Below are 16,170 nucleotides of genomic sequence, written 5' to 3' on the forward strand. Positions count from 1 at the left end.
CATCCGCCAAGCGTTCACGCACCACACCTATCCGGAGACATCATGGAAAGCGCCAAACCTGTAGCTCCCCAAAGATGGTGGTATCTGATGCCCATCATCTTTGTCACCTATAGCCTTGCCTATCTAGATCGCGCGAATTACGGTTTCGCCGTGGCCGCCGGGATCGACAAGGATCTCGGCATCACCCATGGCATGTCGTCGCTGATCGGCTCGCTGTTTTTCCTCGGCTACTGCTTGTTTCAGGTGCCGGGCGCGATCTACGCGCAGCGCAACAGCGTGAAGAAACTGATCTTCATCAGCCTGATCCTGTGGGGCCTGTGCGCGGCAGCGACCGGGATGGTCAGCAACATACCGATGCTGATGGTCCTGCGCTTCGTGCTTGGTGTCGTCGAGGCCGCAGTCATGCCGTCGATGCTGATGTACATCAGCCGCTGGTTCACGCGCACGGAACGCTCGCGCGCGAACACGTTCCTGATTCTCGGCAATCCGGTGACCGTGTTGTGGATGTCGGTTGTGTCGGGCTATCTGGTTCGCAGCTTCGGGTGGCGCGAGATGTTCGTCATCGAAGGATTGCCCGCGCTTGCCTGGGCGGTGGTCTGGTGGTTCACCGTCAAGGATCGTCCGGCCGATGCGCCATGGATGACGAATGACGAAAAGGCCGAACTTGACACGCGTCTGAAAGCAGAGCAGGCGCATATCGCGCCGGTTCGCGACTACAAGGCCGCATTCCGCTCGTCAATCGTACTGAAATGCTGCGCGATTCATACGCTGTGGAGCATCGGGGTGTACGGCTTCATCATGTGGCTGCCGTCGATCCTCAAGGGTGCATCGAAAATCGACATCGTGTCGGTCGGCTGGCTCGCCGCTGTTCCGTACTTCGCCGCGATCATCCTGATGTTGCTCGCGTCGTGGCTGTCGGACAAAACACGCAACCGCAAGCTGTTCGTCTGGCCGCTGCTGCTGATTGGCACGATTGCGCTCGCTGCGTCGTTCCTGGTCGGCGGCTCGCACTTCTGGATCTCGTTCACGCTGCTCGTGATTGCAGGCGCGACGATGTATGCGCCGTACGGGCCATTCTTCGCGCTGGTGCCCGAACTGGTGCCGATAACGTGCTGGGTGGTGCAATCGGCATCATCAATTCGAGCGGCGCACTGGGTGCGTTCCTCGGATCGTGGGTCGTCGGCTATCTGAATGGCGCAACCGGTAGCCCGTCGGCTTCGTACATTTTCATGGCGGTTGCACTGCTGCTATCGGTAATCCTGATGATTACCGTTCCTGCCCGTTCCGGGCAGCGTCCGGACGAGGAACCGGCCGTCTCGCTGCGCCGCACGTGAAGTGTGCCGCATCTCCCGATTCATTGACTCGCTATTGGTAGACAGAAATGACCACTCCGATTACTGACGTTAAGGTCATCCTGACCGCGCCGGAAGGTATCAATCTGATCGTCGTGAAGATCGAGACCAACCAGCCCGGCTTGCATGGCTTTGGATGCGCGACGTTCGCGTACCGGCATGTCGCCGTCAAGTATGTCATCGAAGAATATTTGCGACCGCTGTTGATCGGCCGCGATGCGGAGGCCATCGAGGAACTCTGGCAGTTGATGCACCAGAACGCATACTGGCGTAACGGCCCGATCGAGAACAATGCGATTTCGGGCGTCGACATGGCGCTGTGGGACCTGAAGGGCAAGATGGCGAACATGCCGCTGTATCAGCTTTTCGGGGGGAAATGCCGTGAAGGCGTGCCGGTCTACCGGCATGCGGACGGCCGCGATCTCGGCGAGCTGTGCGAGAACATCCAGAAGTATCGTGAGCAAGGCATCACGCACATTCGCTGCCAGAGTGGCGGTTATGGCGGCGGCGGATACGGCAAGGCGCCGACGAGCGCGCCGCGCGGGGCGGTCGCTGGCGTCTATCTGGACAGCAAGCAATACATGCGTGACACGCTGAAGTTGTTCGATGGCATTCGCAGCAGGATCGGCTTTGACGTCGAGCTGTGCCACGATGTTCATGAGCGCCTGAAGCCGATCGAGGCCATTCGCTTTGCGCGTGAACTGGAGCCATTCGACCTGTTCTTTCTCGAAGATGCAATCGCGCTTGAAGAGGGCGAATGGATTCGCCAGCTCCGGGAAAAGACATCGACGCCGCTCGCGCAAGGCGAGTTGTTCAACAACCCCTACGAGTGGCGCTTCCTGATAACTGAGCGGTTGATCGACTTCATCCGGGTTCATCTCAGCCAGATCGGCGGCATTACCGCCGGCCGCAAACTGCAGATTTTCGCGGAGCAGTTCGGCGTGAGAACAGCCTGGCACGGCCCGGGCGACATGTCGCCCCTCGGGCATGCAGCAAACATTCATATCGATCTCGCCGCGCGCAATTTCGGTGTGCAGGAATGGTCCGGGACTGAGCCGCCCAATTTCGTGATTCAGGAGCTCAAGGGGCCGACGGCTGCATTGCTCGATGTATTTCAGGGCCTCCCCGAATTTCGGGATGGATATGTGTACGCCAACGAGCGACCGGGGTTGGGCGTCGATATCGATGAAGCGGAAGCCGCGAAATATCCGTGCGAGAACACGGTGACGACTTGGACGCAGACACGGCTGAAGGACGGCACGCTGCAGACGCCGTAAGGGGCGTGATTGAGCGGGATTCGTCGGGATTTTGCGTCGAGCGCTTGCGTGCGCCTGCACCTTACGCACCAGGGAGCTCAGCGAGACGGCGGCTATCGATCGCACGCGTAAGCCGTGTCCGAAGTCGAGTCTACGTTCAGGGCAGCCGGTGCGGGCTGAAGGGTGCCGGAGATCTCGGTGGTGGTCTCAAGGGGAGAGCGGCTTCGATGTCAACAACGGGCGACTCGCGCAAGGCGGGTTGATATTCGGGCGACAGGTCCACGTTGGCGTCGCGAATGATATATTTGGTCGCCTGTACGATTCGCTGGTCGACTTTCTCGCGCAGACCACCGCGAATAGAAACTCGGCGGGTTACCGTTTCACGAAGATCTGAATCCGCCGGTACCCATAGCGGGTAATTTGCCCCGACAGAACGGTTATCGCCGTCAGCACCGGCCCATCCCGTGCAGTGAGTTTGGATTCGTAATGCCGTGCCGGCCGCGCCACCAACATCAGCGCGCACGCACGTCGCGCCGACGGGCCCCGCGCTTTCGCTTTGTGACATGGAGAATGTGCCAATTCAAGCCGCTTGCGCTGACTGTGCGCTCCCCGCACCCATTTACGGCCGGGCCACTGGATATACCAGAGCGCCGCCTAGGCCTTCAGCAGATCAATCAACGCTCGGGTAAGCGAATTAGGACTGCGATCGTAGGTTACGAGGCGTATCGTCGGCAACATTGGCCAGGCTGAATCGTTTTGTGGCAGGGCGACCAGCCCAGAGGCCAATGCGGATTCGCATAGCACCGACACGCCGAGACCCTCGCCGACACAGGACTGAACACCGACGATGCTGCTCAACGTTAGCGCTTCACGCCATTGGATTCCGCTCGAATTGAGCGCTGAGATTGCCGTAGTCCGGAACGTGCAGGGCGCGGTCAGCAAGCATAGGTTGACGATGGGCGATGGCTGCTCCAGGTTTTGGTCAGCGACCCAAAGCATCTTTTCCTCGCGGAACAGCCGGGGGGAACCGCGCCCCTCCAGTTCCTTCACTACGACTACATCAAGTTCTCCCGCATCGAACGCATGGAGCAACGCCTCGCTGAGCGCCACCCGGACAGTGAGTTCGACTCGCGGCATCAGCCTGCGGATCCGGGCGAGCAGCTCCGGTAGGCGGTGAGGAACCAGATACTCGACAATGCCGAGCCGCAATTGACCTTCCAGACTGCTGCGGCCGAGCATGCCTACGGCCTCGTCGTTCAGGCGCAGCAGTCCCATGGCGTAGTTGAGGAACTGCTCACCTGCCGCGGTTAGCGCTACTTGGCGGCTGCTCCGCGTAAAAAGTTCGACGCCGACCAGTTCCTCAAGCCGCTGAACCCGTGTGCTCACCGCAGACTGGGATCTGCAAAGACGCTTCGACGCCCCCGTGAAGCTCCGCGTATCCGCTACGGCGACAAAGCAGCGGACGAGGTCAATATCTAAATCTCGCATATCAATCGATTAGTCAGATAGCTGCGATCCGTATTATGCGCTTTTTCGATCGACGGGGCGTGCCTACAATTTCCCCTTGCAACTCAGCAACTTTGGAGGTTAATGATGCAGGCTGTATGGTATGAGCGCGTTGGCGCTGCACGCGACGTTCTGGTGACCGGGGATCGCCCGATGCCGTCCCCTGGTCCGGGTGAGGTCCTCGTGCAACTGTATGCGTCGGGTGTCAACCCGTCGGACGTCAAGGCCAGAGCAGGGGTTCGTGCCGGGAAGAGCGAGCTTCCTTTCCCCTTCGTGATTCCGCACAGCGACGGTGCCGGGATCGTTGTCGAATCGGGCCCCGGAAGCAACCGGTTTTCTCCGGGAAGCCGGGTCTGGGTAAGCAACGGGCAGTGGCGTCGCGCGATGGGTACGGCTGCTCAATACATCGCGATCGACGAACAGCTCGTCTTTCCGCTCCCGGACAATACGTCGTATCTGACTGGAGCGGCGCTTGGCATTCCCGCGCTTACCGCATGCCACGCGACGCTTGCTTTTGGGTATCTGACCGGACGTACGGTCCTGATCAGTGGCGGCGCTGGCACAGTCGGAAGGCTTGCGGTGCAGTTCGCGAAGCAGGCAGGCGCATTTGTTGTCGCATCCGGACATGATTCGATCGAGCAGCAGCGTATCGAAAGCGCGGGTGCCGACGCATTCATCGATTATAAGAGTTCCACCTTCGTCGAAGACGTGCTCGCCGCGACGAACGGACGAGGAATCGATCACGCCGTTGAGGTTGAGTTTGGTGCCAACGCGGAGTATCTGGGCGATCTCCTCTCGGAGCGTGCGACGGTTGTCACTTATGGTTCGGCAAGGGTAATGCGGCCCGAGATGCCTTTTTACAAATTCCTCTTCAAGGGCATCCGGCTTCAATTCCTGTTGGTCTATTTGCTGACGCCCAAGGAGCGGGCCGACGCAGCTGGACACATCAATCGTCTTCTCGAGCACGGCAAGCTTGATGTGCCGATCCATTCGGCACTGCCACTTCGAGACTGTGCACGCGCGCACGAGATCGTCGAGAACGAACAGCGCATGGGTGCCGTTCTTCTGAACATGCAGGATCTCGCATGAATCGTTCGGGCTGCCACATGAAGACCGCACTCATCACAGGCTCGACCAGCGGAATCGGCCTGGCGATCGCCGACGCACTATCAGCGGCTGGGTGGCGGATTGCGCTTCACGGCCTGGGAACGGCCAATGAAATTGCGAACGCCGTCGACCAGGTCGCCTCTCGTGCGACCCACGCCGACTTGCCGAGGCACTTCGATGCTGACTTGCGGACCGCGTCGGCAGCCCGACGTCTTATTGCGGACGTTGAGGATTCGTTTGGCCACGTTGACCTGCTCGTCAACAACGCTGGCATCCAGTTCACCGCTCGAGTCGAAGACTTTCCGATCACGAAGTGGGACGACATCATCGCGATCAATCTTTCCTCGGTATTTCACACCTGCGCGGCCGTGCTGCCGGGAATGAGAGAACGGGACTATGGTCGCATCATCAACATGGCGTCCGTTCACGGACTGATTGCGTCCACGGAGAAGGCCGCATATGTCGCTGCCAAGCATGGGGTGGTCGGCTTGACGAAGACGATCGCACTGGAGAACGCCAAATCGAACGTCACCTGCAATGCGATCTGTCCCGGGTGGGTCAAGACTGCGCTTCTCGACGCTCAAATCGACAGGAAAATGGGTCACGCAAACCTCTCTTATCTCGGCGCAATAGCGGCGCTGTTATCAGAGAAAGAACCAAGCGAGCGTTTTACTACTCCGGAACACATTGCTGCCGCCGTGCTCTTTCTTGTGGGCGAAGCAGGAAGCAACATCACGGGCATCAGCCTTCCAATGGATGGCGGATGGACGGCCCAGTAGTCAACCAACAGGAATCTGCATGAAGAACGACGTCTTTGTCATCGGCGCGGTCAGAACGGCCATTGGCGCATTCGGCGGGTCGCTGGCGTCGGTGCCTCCCACAATGCTGGCGGCACAGGTGGTTCGGTCCGCACTGGAGCACGCGTGTCTGGACGGCCAACGTGTCGAGCAAGTCGTCTTCGGTCACGTCATCAACACCGAGGCTGCCGACATGTACCTTTCCAGGGTAGCGGCGCTCAACGGGGGCTGCGACAACGCGTGTTCAGCGTTCAATGTCAACCGCCTGTGCGGCTCCGGGCTCCAGGCGATCGTCAGCGCAGCGCAGTCCATTTCGATGGGGGACGTTGATATCGCCATTGCCGGCGGCGCAGAAAGCATGAGCCGCTCGCCGTACCTGAGCCAAACTTCCCGCTGGGGTGTCCGCTCGGGAGATGCCACCCTGATCGACGCCATGACCGGTGTGCTGCATGACCCGTTCTTCGGGATCCACATGGGTGTCACGGCAGAGAACGTGGCCGAGCAGTGGAAGATTGGCCGCATCGAGCAGGACCAACTCGCACTAGAGAGTCACCGGCGAGCGCAGCGAGCAATTCAGGAAGGCCGATTTGCCACGCAGATGGTTCCGATTACCTTGAACCGCAAGGGGCGAGAGACCACTTTCGATACCGACGAGCATGTCCGGTTCAACTGTGAAGTGGCGGACCTCGCGGCCTTGCGGCCGGTATTCAAGCGCGAGTCCGGAACCGTTACGGCGGGGAATTCTTCAGGTATCAACGACGCCGCGAGCGCCGTTGTACTGGCGAGCGGGCGTGCCGTTTCGTCGTATGGATTGAAGCCCCTTGCGAAACTGGTTGCCTATGCTCACTCGGGCGTCGACCCAAGGTACATGGGAATCGGTCCCGTGCCGGCGACGCGAGCTGTGCTCGCGCGGGCTGGAATCGAGGTTGCGGATCTGGACGTTATCGAGGCGAACGAGGCATTCGCGGCCCAAGCCCTCGCCGTTACAAAGGAGCTGGGACTCGACGCCAACAAGGTCAATCCCAACGGATCCGGGATCTCGCTTGGCCATCCCATCGGCGCAACGGGTGCGATCATCGTCACGAAGGCCGTCCACGAACTGCGGCGCATCGGGGGAAGATACGCGCTTGCTACGATGTGCATCGGCGGGGGGCAGGGCATCGCGGCAGTCTTCGAGAATGCAGGTCAATGACATCCGTTGCGTAGATGGGATATAGAGGGCCGCAATTATAGGATCGGAATTACGTCATTCGTCAGTGTGGTTCTTGTGTCCTTTAATTCCGCTAGCGTAGCCCATTGCATCGAAGTCCTGTCGAGTTGGCAGCATCAGTATGAAGTGGTCAACTCATCCCGGACACTGCGTTAAGTTTTTCTTCCGCAACGGCCGGCGCCAGTCCGTCGTTGAACTGATGCGGTCGTATCCAGTTGTACCGGTGCATCAGGTAGTGGTTGTTGTCCCGATGTGCTTCCTGCGCCGACATGTACCCCATGCACACTGTCACCGCGATCGGTAGCTTGCGCCACTGTCGAAGCGAAAGCGAATGCAATCGTGCCGGTGGAGACCCTGCGGCAATTCAGGGCGGCCGGATGATGCGAAATACGCCGCCCGGCCGATCGCTGCTTGATACCTCGTGCTTTCGTTGCGAATGCCGGTTACGGCTCGTTTGCCTTCGCCTCCGAAACTGAAATGTTCGGTTCATCCGCTTGCTTGTGCGTGACTTTATCGAGCAGCGCCTTGTCGCGCGCGAGAGCCGTCGGCAAGTGGTTGCGGAGAAACGCCACCCATGTTTTCGTCTTCGCGTCCACGAACTTGCGCGATGGATAAAGCGCATAAATGTTCATTCTCTGCAGCGTGTGCTTCGGCAGCACGCGCACGAGTGTGCCGTCGAGCAGTCCGGCGATCGCGGCACAGAGCGGCAATATGCCGATTCCCATGCCTTCCCGAATGGCAACGGCCAGTGACTCCGCAATGTTCACTTGGACCGGCCCGTCAACTTCCAGCCTTTCATTGCCCCCTGGCCCCTCGAGGACCCATTCGCGCGCTGGAAACACCGGGGTATTCAGAATCAGACATTCGTGACGGGCGAGATCGGCTGGCGCCTGCGGTACGCCGCGCGCATGGATATACGCTGGTGATGCGCAGAGTATGCTGAACGTAGTGCCAAGTTCTTGCGAGACGAGATCCGAGTTGGGCAGCGATGCGGCCGTGATCACCGCAACGTCCGCGCTGCTTTCGAACAAATCCGGCATGCGTTGCGAGAGTGCGAGTTCGACCGTGACTTCCGGATGCAGGGCGCGGTAGCGTGAGATCGCCGGCAAAACATAGTGCTGACCGATGCTGGCAAAACTGTGCATGCGCAACGCACCCATCGGCCTCTCATGTGCGGAACCTGCTTCCTCTTCGGCGTTGTCGATGTCTGCAAGAATCTGTCGGCAGCGCTTCAAATATCGGTCGCCTGCCGTTGTCAACGCCAGTCTTCTTGTCGAACGATTGAGCAAGCGCGCACGCAGGTGCGCTTCGAGTTCCGAAACCGCACGCGACATTGCGCCGGTGTTCGAGTTCAGTGACTGGGCAGCACCAGTAAAGCTACCAGCTTCAATAACGCGGACGAACGCCCGCATGTTTTGTAACGTATCCATCTTCGTGATCAATATGAAGTCGCATGGACTGCAGAGTTTCTACAGTGACCGCGCTCGCCGGGTAATCGATGACTCCGGGAGTCGCTCGTTCCTTACTGTCCCGATATCATCCTCGGCTCGATGGTGGTGTGTCCGATCGATTGTGTACGCGCGCGACATCATGCATTGTCTTCGACCGAATCGATGATTGGGGTGGGACGGGCCATAGTCTGTGTCCGTGGGGAGGGGGCGATGATGAGGCGAGCCGCACGCGACCCGACAGTCAGGCGCCATAGCCACGTGGCGGTAGCCGCGATCCGTAGCCGCGCGCCGCGGAGAAAAAGGATATGCACGAACAGCCAGAACAACCACGCTGTCCGTCCCGACAGTGCAATGGGCCCGAGATCGGCGACGGCAGCATTGCGTCCAATGGTTGCGAGCGAGCCATAGTCGCGATAGGTGAACGGACCGGGTGCTGGCGTGCCATTGCGGCGAGCGACAATCACGGTGCCGACGTAGCGCCCCATCTGTTTCGCGGCCGGCGCGACGCCAGGCACCAGCCGTCCTTCCAACTGTCGGCACGCGGCCAAATCGCCAATCACGAATATCTCGGGATGGCCGGGCACGCTCAAATCCGGTTGCACGATCACGCGCCCACCTCGATCGACTGCGGCGCCAAGCGCGCGTCCGAGCGGTGACGCCGCGACCCCGGCAGCCCATGTGACGAAATGGGCGGCGATCGACGTGCCGTTGGACAGCCGCACTTGCTGTGTGTCGATATCGGTGACCCCGACGGATGTCACGACTTCGACGCCTAGACGCTCTAGCTGGACCCGCGCGCGGCGGGAGGCGGCTGCGGACATCGCGCTCAATATGCGCTCGGCCGCCTCGACCAGCACCACGCGTGCCGTCGTCGGCGTCACACGGCGGAAGTCGTTTCGTAACGTTTGGCGCGCGAGTTCCGCAATGTGCCCCGCGAGCTCGACGCCAGTCGGGCCGCCGCCCACGACGACGAACGTCGGCGCAACGCTCCAATGCTCACGTTCAGCCGTTTCGAACACCGTCAGCAAACGCGTTCGAAGTTCGAGCGCGTCGTCAACCGTCTTCAGGGGCCTCGCGTGAGGTGCCCATTCGTCATGACCGAAATACGATTGGCCCGCGCCTGCCGCGACGACGAGATAGTCGTAATGCAGCGTGCCGCCCGCACACAGAACAGTGTGATCGTTGGTCGAGATGGTCAGCACTTCGTCCATCAGTACCGTCACGTTGCGCTGTTGCGCGAGGATGCTCCGCAACGGTTCGGCGATGGTCGTCGATGAGAAGCCGGCCGTGGCGACCTCATAGAGCAGAGGTTGGAATACGTGGTGGTTTTGTCGGTCGATCAACGTAATCTCGACGTCGTCGTGAGCCAGTGCCCTTGCCGTTGCCAGGCCGGCAAAGCCTCCGCCGATGATCACAACGTGCGGCCGTAAGACGGGTGTATTCATGGAGCATATTGGTGGAAATGGACGGGATCAGTCTAAGGACTGCATCGCGTGCGATGCATGAAAGAAATTCAAGCATTCGATTTCTCTCGTTCATGCAATGAGGCAGAGTGCGCACAGCATGGATTCAATTTCTTTTGGAAATTGAATAGGTAAAAAACATTCAATTTTTAATGGTATGGGAATCGTCTAAATTGTCGTTCATCGAAACGACACGTGCTGAGCGTCGATATCGCGACGCGAAGCATCGTGCCTTCGAAATGTCCAACCATGCGACGGACGATTCGACTGTAAAGGCCGTGTCGTTCGCGACAGGAAAGAGCCATGAAAATCAGTGATGTTCGGGCGAACGCATATGCGATGCCCCTGACGAGCCCTGCCTATTCCCGCGGGCCGTACCGCTTCGTCGATCGGGAATTCCTGATCGTCACCTACCGGACCGACCCGAGGCGCTTGCGGGCGCTCGTGCCGGAACCGCTCCAAATCGATGTCGACAACCCGATCGTCAAGTACGAGTTCATCCGCATGCCTGATTCGTCGGGCTTCGGCGACTACACGGAGTCAGGGCAGGTCATCCCGGTGACCTATGAGGGCCGGCGAGGCATGTACGTGCACTCGATGTATCTCGACTGCCATGCGCCCACGGCAGGAGGGCGCGAGATGTGGGGGTTCCCGAAGAAGATCGCGTCGCCGACGCTGGAAGTACAGGGAGATGCGCTGATCGGCGAGTTGCGCTACGGGAAATCGCTCGTCGCGACGGCAACGATGGGATTCAAATATGCGCAACTCGATGCTGCGCAAGCACGCCGGTCGATCGAAGCACCGGGTTTTTTGCTCAAGATCGTGCCGCACGTCGACGGAACGCCGCGCGTGCTCGAACTGGTCGAATACAACTGCGTTGACGTCGAAGTCAAAGGAGCGTGGTCCGGCCCGGCCGCCCTTCAACTGAATGCTCATGCGCTTGCGCCGGTCGCGGATCTGCCGGTGCTTGAGGTGCTGTCGGGCACGCACCTCATCGCGGACCTGACGCTTGGGCTTGGCGAGGTTGCGTACGACTATCTTGCATCCGATTTGAATCGCGCGCGAAGCGCGTCAAAGACTGAAGAAGCGCTGCTCGAGCACGCGTGATTCGTCCCATACCGCGTGCCATCGCACGCCGTCGTTTTGGAGGCGCCAATGCGCTTCATGGAGAACTGATATGCAGAATCTGAAAGACAAGACCGCACTCGTGACGGGGGCGGCAAGTGGAATCGGCAAGGCGATCGCGGTGCGTCTCGCGCGTGCGGGTGCAACTGTCGCGGTTGCCGATCTAAATCCAGGTGCGGCGGAGACTGTCGCGCGGGAAATCGTCTCGGCCGGTGGGCGCGCTATTGCCGTCGAAATGGACGTCGCAAGTGAGGGCGCCGTTGAACGTGGCTTTGAAGCCGCTCGTGCGCAACTGGGCCCGATCGACATTCTGGTATCGAATGCAGGGATACAGATGGTGAATCCGATCGAGTCGTTCGCGTTTTCCGACTGGAAGAAGATGATGGGTATCCATCTCGATGGTGCCTTTCTCACGACACGCGCCGCACTCGCCGACATGTATCGCGACGATCGCGGGGGCGTTGTAATCTACATCGGCTCGGTGCATTCGCACGAGGCGTCGCCGCTGAAGGTCGGCTATGTGACAGCCAAGCACGGACTGCTCGGTATGGCGCGCGTGCTCGCGAAGGAAGGCGGATCCCGAGGTGTGCGCTCGTATGTCGTTTGCCCTGGATATGTGAAGACACCGCTCGTCGAGAAGCAAATTCCCGAGCAGGCGCGGGAACTCGGCATCAGCGAAGAGGAAGTTGTCAGGGGCGTCATGCTCGCAACGACTGTCGACGGCGTTTTCACCACCACGGACGACGTCGCGCACACGGTGGAATTCCTCGCCGCCTTTCCGACTGCGGCAATGACTGGACAGTCGTTCATCGTCAGTCACGGCTGGTTCATGCAATAGCGGTGTCACCCCGATGTGCCGGCCGGAGATTCGGGTAACATTTGCATGAGCGTGCAGAGCATATGGCTTTTCCCCCACAGGGCGCTAGTCAAATGCGATCAGAGTCGACACTCGCATCGAGGTGAAATCAATGGATCTGAAGGCGCTGCGCTACTTTACCGAGATCGTTCGACACGGCAGCTTCGCGCGCGCTTCGGAAGCCATTCCGCTCTCTCAGCCGGCGCTGAGCAAGTCGATCAATACACTCGAAGAGGAACTCGGCGAACGCCTGCTCGAGCGCGGTCGACGAGGTGTGAATGTCCGGCTTACGGCGGCCGGAGAGGTCGTGTTGCGGCGCGCACAGGCGATGCTCGACGAGCGGGACACGCTGCTCTCCGATCTGCAGGCGCTGCGCGGCCTTCGGCGCGGCACGCTGCGAATCGGCGTGGCGCCCGTGGGTAGCGCCGAAGTCTTTGCGAATTTGATCGCGCTGTATCACGAGCGCTTTCCGTGCATCGATCTCGCGCTGCGCGAGCAAGGCAGCGAAGATCTCGAAGAAGCCGTGCGTTCCGGAGAGATCGAAGTTGCCGTGACGCTGCTGCCAGTGCGGCCCGACCTCGCATCGTTATTTGTCGTTCGGGCCGCCATCGTACTGGCGGTGCCACGCAATCATCCGCTGGCGGCGCGCAAGCGCGTGCGCCTTGATGAATTGCGCGACGCGCCGTTCGTCATGCTCGAGCCGGGCTTCCTGCTTAACCGGCGGATTCGCGACGCTTGCGCGGCGAATGGATTTACGCCGCGGGAGGTCGCACATAGCGCGCATCCGAATTTCGCGCTGGCGCTGGTTGCAGCTGGCGCCGGCATTATGTGCATTCCAAAGCTCGTTGCGGATCGCCACGTCAACGACGGGGTGACGCTGATCGCGCTTACAGCGCGAGAGCTCGACTGGCGGCTTGCTTTTGTCTGGCGTAAAGACGCCGTACTTTCGGTCGCGGCGCAGGAATGGCTCAAGCTCGTGCGTGAAAAATTCCCCGCGTCGTATGAATGAGCCTCATGGGACGCTGCGAGACGGGCGTGCGATGTGCTGGTGCGAGGCCATCTGACTACGCAAGCAAATTGCATTGTGCCGACGTATCGAACCGCATTGCATCGAATGCGGTAGAAGCCGCACTGTGCGCGACATTTGTGCAAACGATCCAGGCGCATTCGCCGAACAACACGATCTGGCGCGGCAATTGGGCACGGACCAAGTCGTTGGACGCGGCACGGAATTGCGCGATCTGGGCGGCACCGACGTTCTGCTCGTGACCACCAATGATTTCCGGTCCGCGGAGGAAGCGATGACGGGAGTCAGGCCCGATGGTCGAGTCGTCCTGTGCGGGATCGACTTCACCCGGCCGTTCTCGATTTCGTCGCAGGGAAAGCCGTTCCACATGCTGCACCAGCGGATCGTCGGCTCCACGCACGCCGGTTTGCATCATCTGAGCGAGGTGCTGGAGCTTGTCGCGAAAGGGAAGGTCAAGCCAATCGTCGAAGCCTTTACGCTTGACGGAGCGACGAACGCATACGATCGACTGGCATCAGGGAAGATGCGCTTCCGTGGCGTATTCACACCCGCGTAACGCACCGAGTGCCGAGCCGGCCGCAAGCGGAGGCTTGCGGCCGCGAGTGAATGGGCGAGCAGTCAAGTGCGTTGGCGATTGGTTATATCCCGCCGCCATCCAGACCAACTGCCTGTTTGCGGCGTCGGGATTGAGGTGCGAAAGACGCCGGGTAGGGGATCATTCTGTCAGTGCGGGATATCGACAATACCGTTCGCTACCTGGATCGCATTCGCGGCAGGCACGCTCATGATCGGCGGCAGGTTCGCCGCGGCAAGTTGCGGCGCCTGTCCGGGCACGCCGCCACGCGGCGTCGTTCGAACCACCTGCGACGGCGGCAGCGGCGTCCCGTGCGTCAGGTGATCCCACATCAGGTTCAGCGCCTGGAGATAGTAGTAGTGAACGGGGATGAAGCGCGTATCGAAGCCGGCCACGGACAGGAATGCGTCGAAGTGCTGACCATTCGTGATTTCGTAGAATGACAACTGGCTATGCGTACCGTCGGCGATGCTGTTCTGCGCAAGGTACGCGCGCGACGCATGGTTGACCGGAACGAGCGCATCGCTGCGGCCCTGCACGATGATGGTTGGCTTGTTCTGCAATTTCCCGGTCACCCGCACGGCCGAGACGCTGGTCGCCATCGCCGGATTGCCTTGCGTCCACAGCGCGTGCAGGCACGCGGCGCCCGCGTAGCTCGCGTCACCGGTGGCGAGTCGGTGGTCAGCCGCCCCGTTCGTGCCGGTGTTGTAAACGAGATTGATTCCGTTGGTCGGCGGCACGCCGTTGCCCGTGCCGAAGACGTTGAGCATCGGTGAACTACCGGCAGGTGCTGCGGCTGCGCCCGAAGCATTCGTCGTGCCGAAGCTGAAACCGCACAGGTTGTCGGTCACGCTCGAACGCGTATAGGCATTCGCATAGGTGACCGCAACGGCTGGTACGGCCTGCGAATCCCACATCGGTGCCTGCAGGAAATCCGAATCGGTTTCATAGCCCGCCGCATGTAATTGTGCGAGCGCACTCGATGCCTGGCTTTGCAGGTCGCTGCCGGAAATGACGCCGGCAGCGGCGAGTGACGAGCAGCGTGCCGCACGGATCGCATTCGTGGTGGCGCGCGGCAACGCGGTTAGATACGGTGCCGTAGCGAGTTCGCTGGCGGCTGCGGCACATGGTTGAAGCAGGTTCGCGAGCGTCATGTAGTCCGCCAGCGGTTTGCCCGCAGAACTGATCGCCGACCCGCCTTCGCGGACCTGTGCGCCTGCACCCATGTTCACGTTGACCTGTGGTTCGCCGACGACCACGGCCGTGATCCAGCCTTGCGTATCCTGTTCGGCGGCAGCGAGCGATGCACCGCCGCCGTTACTGACCGATGCAGCGATCGTTGCAATGCTACCGGGTAGATAGCGGACGCCACGACGTGAGCCGTCCAGCAACGGCCCGAACTGCTGGTTGATTGCCCAATAGGCGAACTGCACGGCCTCAAGCGTGTCCTTCCCCCAGTTCTGCTCCGGGTTCTGTTGCGAATGCGCATGCTTGAACGCGTAGCGGTTCGGGAAGTCGCGGTTGTATGCCGCGAGTGCCGCCGCACCCACATTGGCGGTGAAGATGCTGCGATGCCCGGCTGATCCGGCGCCGGCGAGTGTCCCGTCGATCAGTGTGACGGTATCGGTCGCGAGTTCGTGCGCGCCGTTCCCGGTGCCCTTGTCGGTATAAGCGACCGCGCAGGCGCGTTTGAGGCCCCATTCGCCGGCCGCCGAAATCGCGCCGTATACGCCGCGTGAGCCTGACGAGGTCGCGGTGACGATGCACGGATGGGCGGGATCGAACCCGGTCGGAATCTGTACCAGCAGGCTGACATTTTGAATGCCGCTGCCGTCGTCGGCGAACGCGAGATATTCGGTGCCGGGGACCTTGCCTTCCCCAAGCGTGTCGTTGCCGGCGAGATCGACGTTGGGTCCCCAGAAGCGGCCATACCCACCGTTGGACGACATGTCGACCAGCGCACGATAGTTGGACCAGATGGCCAGCCGGCGCAATTCGGCCGCAGTGGGGCTGGCGGCATTCGCGAATGCGGGCGGCGTTGCCGACGCGAGGCCGGTCTTGCCCAGGCCACCCGTCAGCAGGTCGTCCGTATTGCCGTCGTAAGTCGTGGTTCGAACGTCGCCGGCGACGAATGCCGGCAATTGATTGGACTGCGGCTTGACGGTGTCATCGCCACCGCATCCCGCCAGGACCATCGTTGCCATCGCGGTGGCACAGGCGGTCGCGATTGCTGCGGCGCGATCGCGTTGCCCGGTGATTGGCGTATCGTGTGTCATGCATGTCTCGATTCGTCGTAGTGTTTGTGTCGGACTTCGTAGGCGAATGAATCAGCAATTTACGGGCCATGGTGCCATGCTGAGCAGCGCTCATGGCGGCCGACCGCGCCTCGACGGCAAGGTCGCGGAAGCGCGACGACGAAGTCTCTTGCGTGAGACGCGGTGTCCAC

Annotated in this window: 12 protein-coding genes and 4 pseudogenes; 10 read left to right on the plus strand and 6 right to left on the minus strand. The window is 60.7% G+C overall.

Annotated features, from left to right (window positions below):
• Window positions 1-42 precede the first annotated feature (42 nt).
• From DIE17_RS33230 to DIE17_RS38460, 3 genes and pseudogenes are all read left to right on the plus strand, one after another.
• Window positions 43-1,334, plus strand: a pseudogene (locus DIE17_RS33230) (MFS transporter).
• Window positions 1,335-1,381: 47 nt separating this feature from the next.
• A complete protein-coding gene (locus DIE17_RS33235) occupies window positions 1,382-2,629 on the plus strand; it encodes an enolase C-terminal domain-like protein (protein ID WP_124489138.1) in 1,248 nt (415 codons plus the stop codon).
• Between the two features lie 131 nt (window positions 2,630-2,760).
• A pseudogene (locus DIE17_RS38460) lies at window positions 2,761-2,993 on the plus strand (porin); the annotation flags it as partial.
• On the opposite strand, the pseudogene DIE17_RS33245 reads toward DIE17_RS38460, so the two are convergent.
• Window positions 2,984-3,163: pseudogene (locus DIE17_RS33245) on the minus strand (IS3 family transposase); the annotation flags it as partial. The pseudogenes DIE17_RS38460 and DIE17_RS33245 overlap by 10 nt on opposite strands.
• A gap of 99 nt (window positions 3,164-3,262) precedes the next feature.
• Window positions 3,263-4,096 (minus strand): LysR substrate-binding domain-containing protein, encoded by an 834-nt coding sequence (locus tag DIE17_RS33250; protein WP_124489139.1) that lies wholly within the window; start codon window positions 4,094-4,096, stop codon window positions 3,263-3,265.
• A gap of 102 nt (window positions 4,097-4,198) precedes the next feature.
• On the opposite strand from DIE17_RS33250, the gene DIE17_RS33255 reads away from it, so the two are divergent.
• The 3 genes from DIE17_RS33255 to DIE17_RS33265 are packed head-to-tail and all read left to right on the plus strand — an operon-like array spanning window position 4,199 to window position 7,210.
• Window positions 4,199-5,203, plus strand: a complete 1,005-nt coding sequence (locus DIE17_RS33255; RefSeq protein WP_124489140.1) for an NADPH:quinone reductase — start codon at window positions 4,199-4,201, stop codon at window positions 5,201-5,203.
• Window positions 5,200-6,000 (plus strand): 3-hydroxybutyrate dehydrogenase, encoded by an 801-nt coding sequence (locus DIE17_RS33260; protein WP_124489141.1) that lies wholly within the window; start codon window positions 5,200-5,202, stop codon window positions 5,998-6,000. Before DIE17_RS33255 ends, DIE17_RS33260 begins: the two co-directional genes overlap by 4 nt.
• Window positions 6,001-6,019: 19 nt before the next feature.
• Complete coding sequence (locus DIE17_RS33265) at window positions 6,020-7,210, plus strand: acetyl-CoA C-acyltransferase family protein (RefSeq protein WP_124489142.1); 1,191 nt, start codon at window positions 6,020-6,022, stop codon at window positions 7,208-7,210.
• Window positions 7,211-7,358: 148 nt separating this feature from the next.
• Here DIE17_RS33265 and DIE17_RS33270 read toward each other — a convergent pair.
• From DIE17_RS33270 to DIE17_RS33285, 3 genes and pseudogenes are all read right to left on the minus strand, one after another.
• A pseudogene (locus DIE17_RS33270) lies at window positions 7,359-7,508 on the minus strand (IS3 family transposase); the annotation flags it as partial.
• A 163-nt stretch (window positions 7,509-7,671) separates the two neighbouring features.
• A complete protein-coding gene (locus tag DIE17_RS33280; RefSeq protein WP_124489143.1) occupies window positions 7,672-8,658 on the minus strand; it encodes a LysR family transcriptional regulator in 987 nt (328 codons plus the stop codon).
• A gap of 158 nt (window positions 8,659-8,816) precedes the next feature.
• Window positions 8,817-10,124: an NAD(P)/FAD-dependent oxidoreductase gene (locus DIE17_RS33285; protein ID WP_124489144.1), complete on the minus strand. Its 1,308-nt coding sequence runs from the start codon at window positions 10,122-10,124 to the stop codon at window positions 8,817-8,819.
• A 321-nt stretch (window positions 10,125-10,445) separates the two neighbouring features.
• Here DIE17_RS33285 and DIE17_RS33290 point away from each other — a divergent pair, with 321 nt between their 5' ends.
• The 4 genes from DIE17_RS33290 to DIE17_RS33305 all read left to right on the plus strand — a co-directional run bounded on the left by DIE17_RS33290 (window position 10,446) and on the right by DIE17_RS33305 (window position 13,706).
• Entirely contained in the window at window positions 10,446-11,249 is an 804-nt protein-coding gene (locus tag DIE17_RS33290; RefSeq protein ID WP_124489145.1) for an acetoacetate decarboxylase, read from the plus strand.
• 70 nt (window positions 11,250-11,319) lie between these two features.
• Entirely contained in the window at window positions 11,320-12,105 is a 786-nt protein-coding gene (locus DIE17_RS33295; RefSeq protein WP_124489146.1) for a 3-hydroxybutyrate dehydrogenase, read from the plus strand.
• Between the two features lie 130 nt (window positions 12,106-12,235).
• Window positions 12,236-13,132, plus strand: a complete 897-nt coding sequence (locus DIE17_RS33300) for a LysR substrate-binding domain-containing protein (protein WP_124489147.1) — start codon at window positions 12,236-12,238, stop codon at window positions 13,130-13,132.
• Between the two features lie 124 nt (window positions 13,133-13,256).
• Window positions 13,257-13,706, plus strand: a complete 450-nt coding sequence (locus DIE17_RS33305) for a zinc-binding dehydrogenase (protein ID WP_260430310.1) — start codon at window positions 13,257-13,259, stop codon at window positions 13,704-13,706.
• Between the two features lie 167 nt (window positions 13,707-13,873).
• Here DIE17_RS33305 and DIE17_RS33310 read toward each other — a convergent pair whose 3' ends face one another.
• Window positions 13,874-15,928 (minus strand): D-(-)-3-hydroxybutyrate oligomer hydrolase, encoded by a 2,055-nt coding sequence (locus DIE17_RS33310; RefSeq protein WP_260430312.1) that lies wholly within the window; start codon window positions 15,926-15,928, stop codon window positions 13,874-13,876.
• Window positions 15,929-16,170: the final 242 nt, after the last annotated feature.

It is taken from the genome of Burkholderia sp. Bp9099 (genome assembly GCF_003857805.1).
Lineage (GTDB): Bacteria > Pseudomonadota > Gammaproteobacteria > Burkholderiales > Burkholderiaceae > Burkholderia.

Bases quoted from the DNA above. Each gene is read 5' to 3' on its own strand.
- DIE17_RS33235 (WP_124489138.1), top strand. From the start codon at position 1,382: ATGACCACTCCGATTACTGACGTTAAGGTCATCCTGACCGCGCCGGAA.
- DIE17_RS33250 (WP_124489139.1), bottom strand. From the start codon at position 4,096: ATGCGAGATTTAGATATTGACCTCGTCCGCTGCTTTGTCGCCGTAGCG.
- DIE17_RS33255 (WP_124489140.1), top strand. From the start codon at position 4,199: ATGATGCAGGCTGTATGGTATGAGCGCGTTGGCGCTGCACGCGACGTT.
- DIE17_RS33260 (WP_124489141.1), top strand. From the start codon at position 5,200: ATGAATCGTTCGGGCTGCCACATGAAGACCGCACTCATCACAGGCTCG.
- DIE17_RS33265 (WP_124489142.1), top strand. From the start codon at position 6,020: ATGAAGAACGACGTCTTTGTCATCGGCGCGGTCAGAACGGCCATTGGC.
- DIE17_RS33280 (WP_124489143.1), bottom strand. From the start codon at position 8,658: ATGGATACGTTACAAAACATGCGGGCGTTCGTCCGCGTTATTGAAGCT.
- DIE17_RS33285 (WP_124489144.1), bottom strand. From the start codon at position 10,124: ATGAATACACCCGTCTTACGGCCGCACGTTGTGATCATCGGCGGAGGC.
- DIE17_RS33290 (WP_124489145.1), top strand. From the start codon at position 10,446: ATGAAAATCAGTGATGTTCGGGCGAACGCATATGCGATGCCCCTGACG.
- DIE17_RS33295 (WP_124489146.1), top strand. From the start codon at position 11,320: ATGCAGAATCTGAAAGACAAGACCGCACTCGTGACGGGGGCGGCAAGT.
- DIE17_RS33300 (WP_124489147.1), top strand. From the start codon at position 12,236: ATGGATCTGAAGGCGCTGCGCTACTTTACCGAGATCGTTCGACACGGC.
- DIE17_RS33310 (WP_260430312.1), bottom strand. From the start codon at position 15,928: ATGGCAACGATGGTCCTGGCGGGATGCGGTGGCGATGACACCGTCAAG.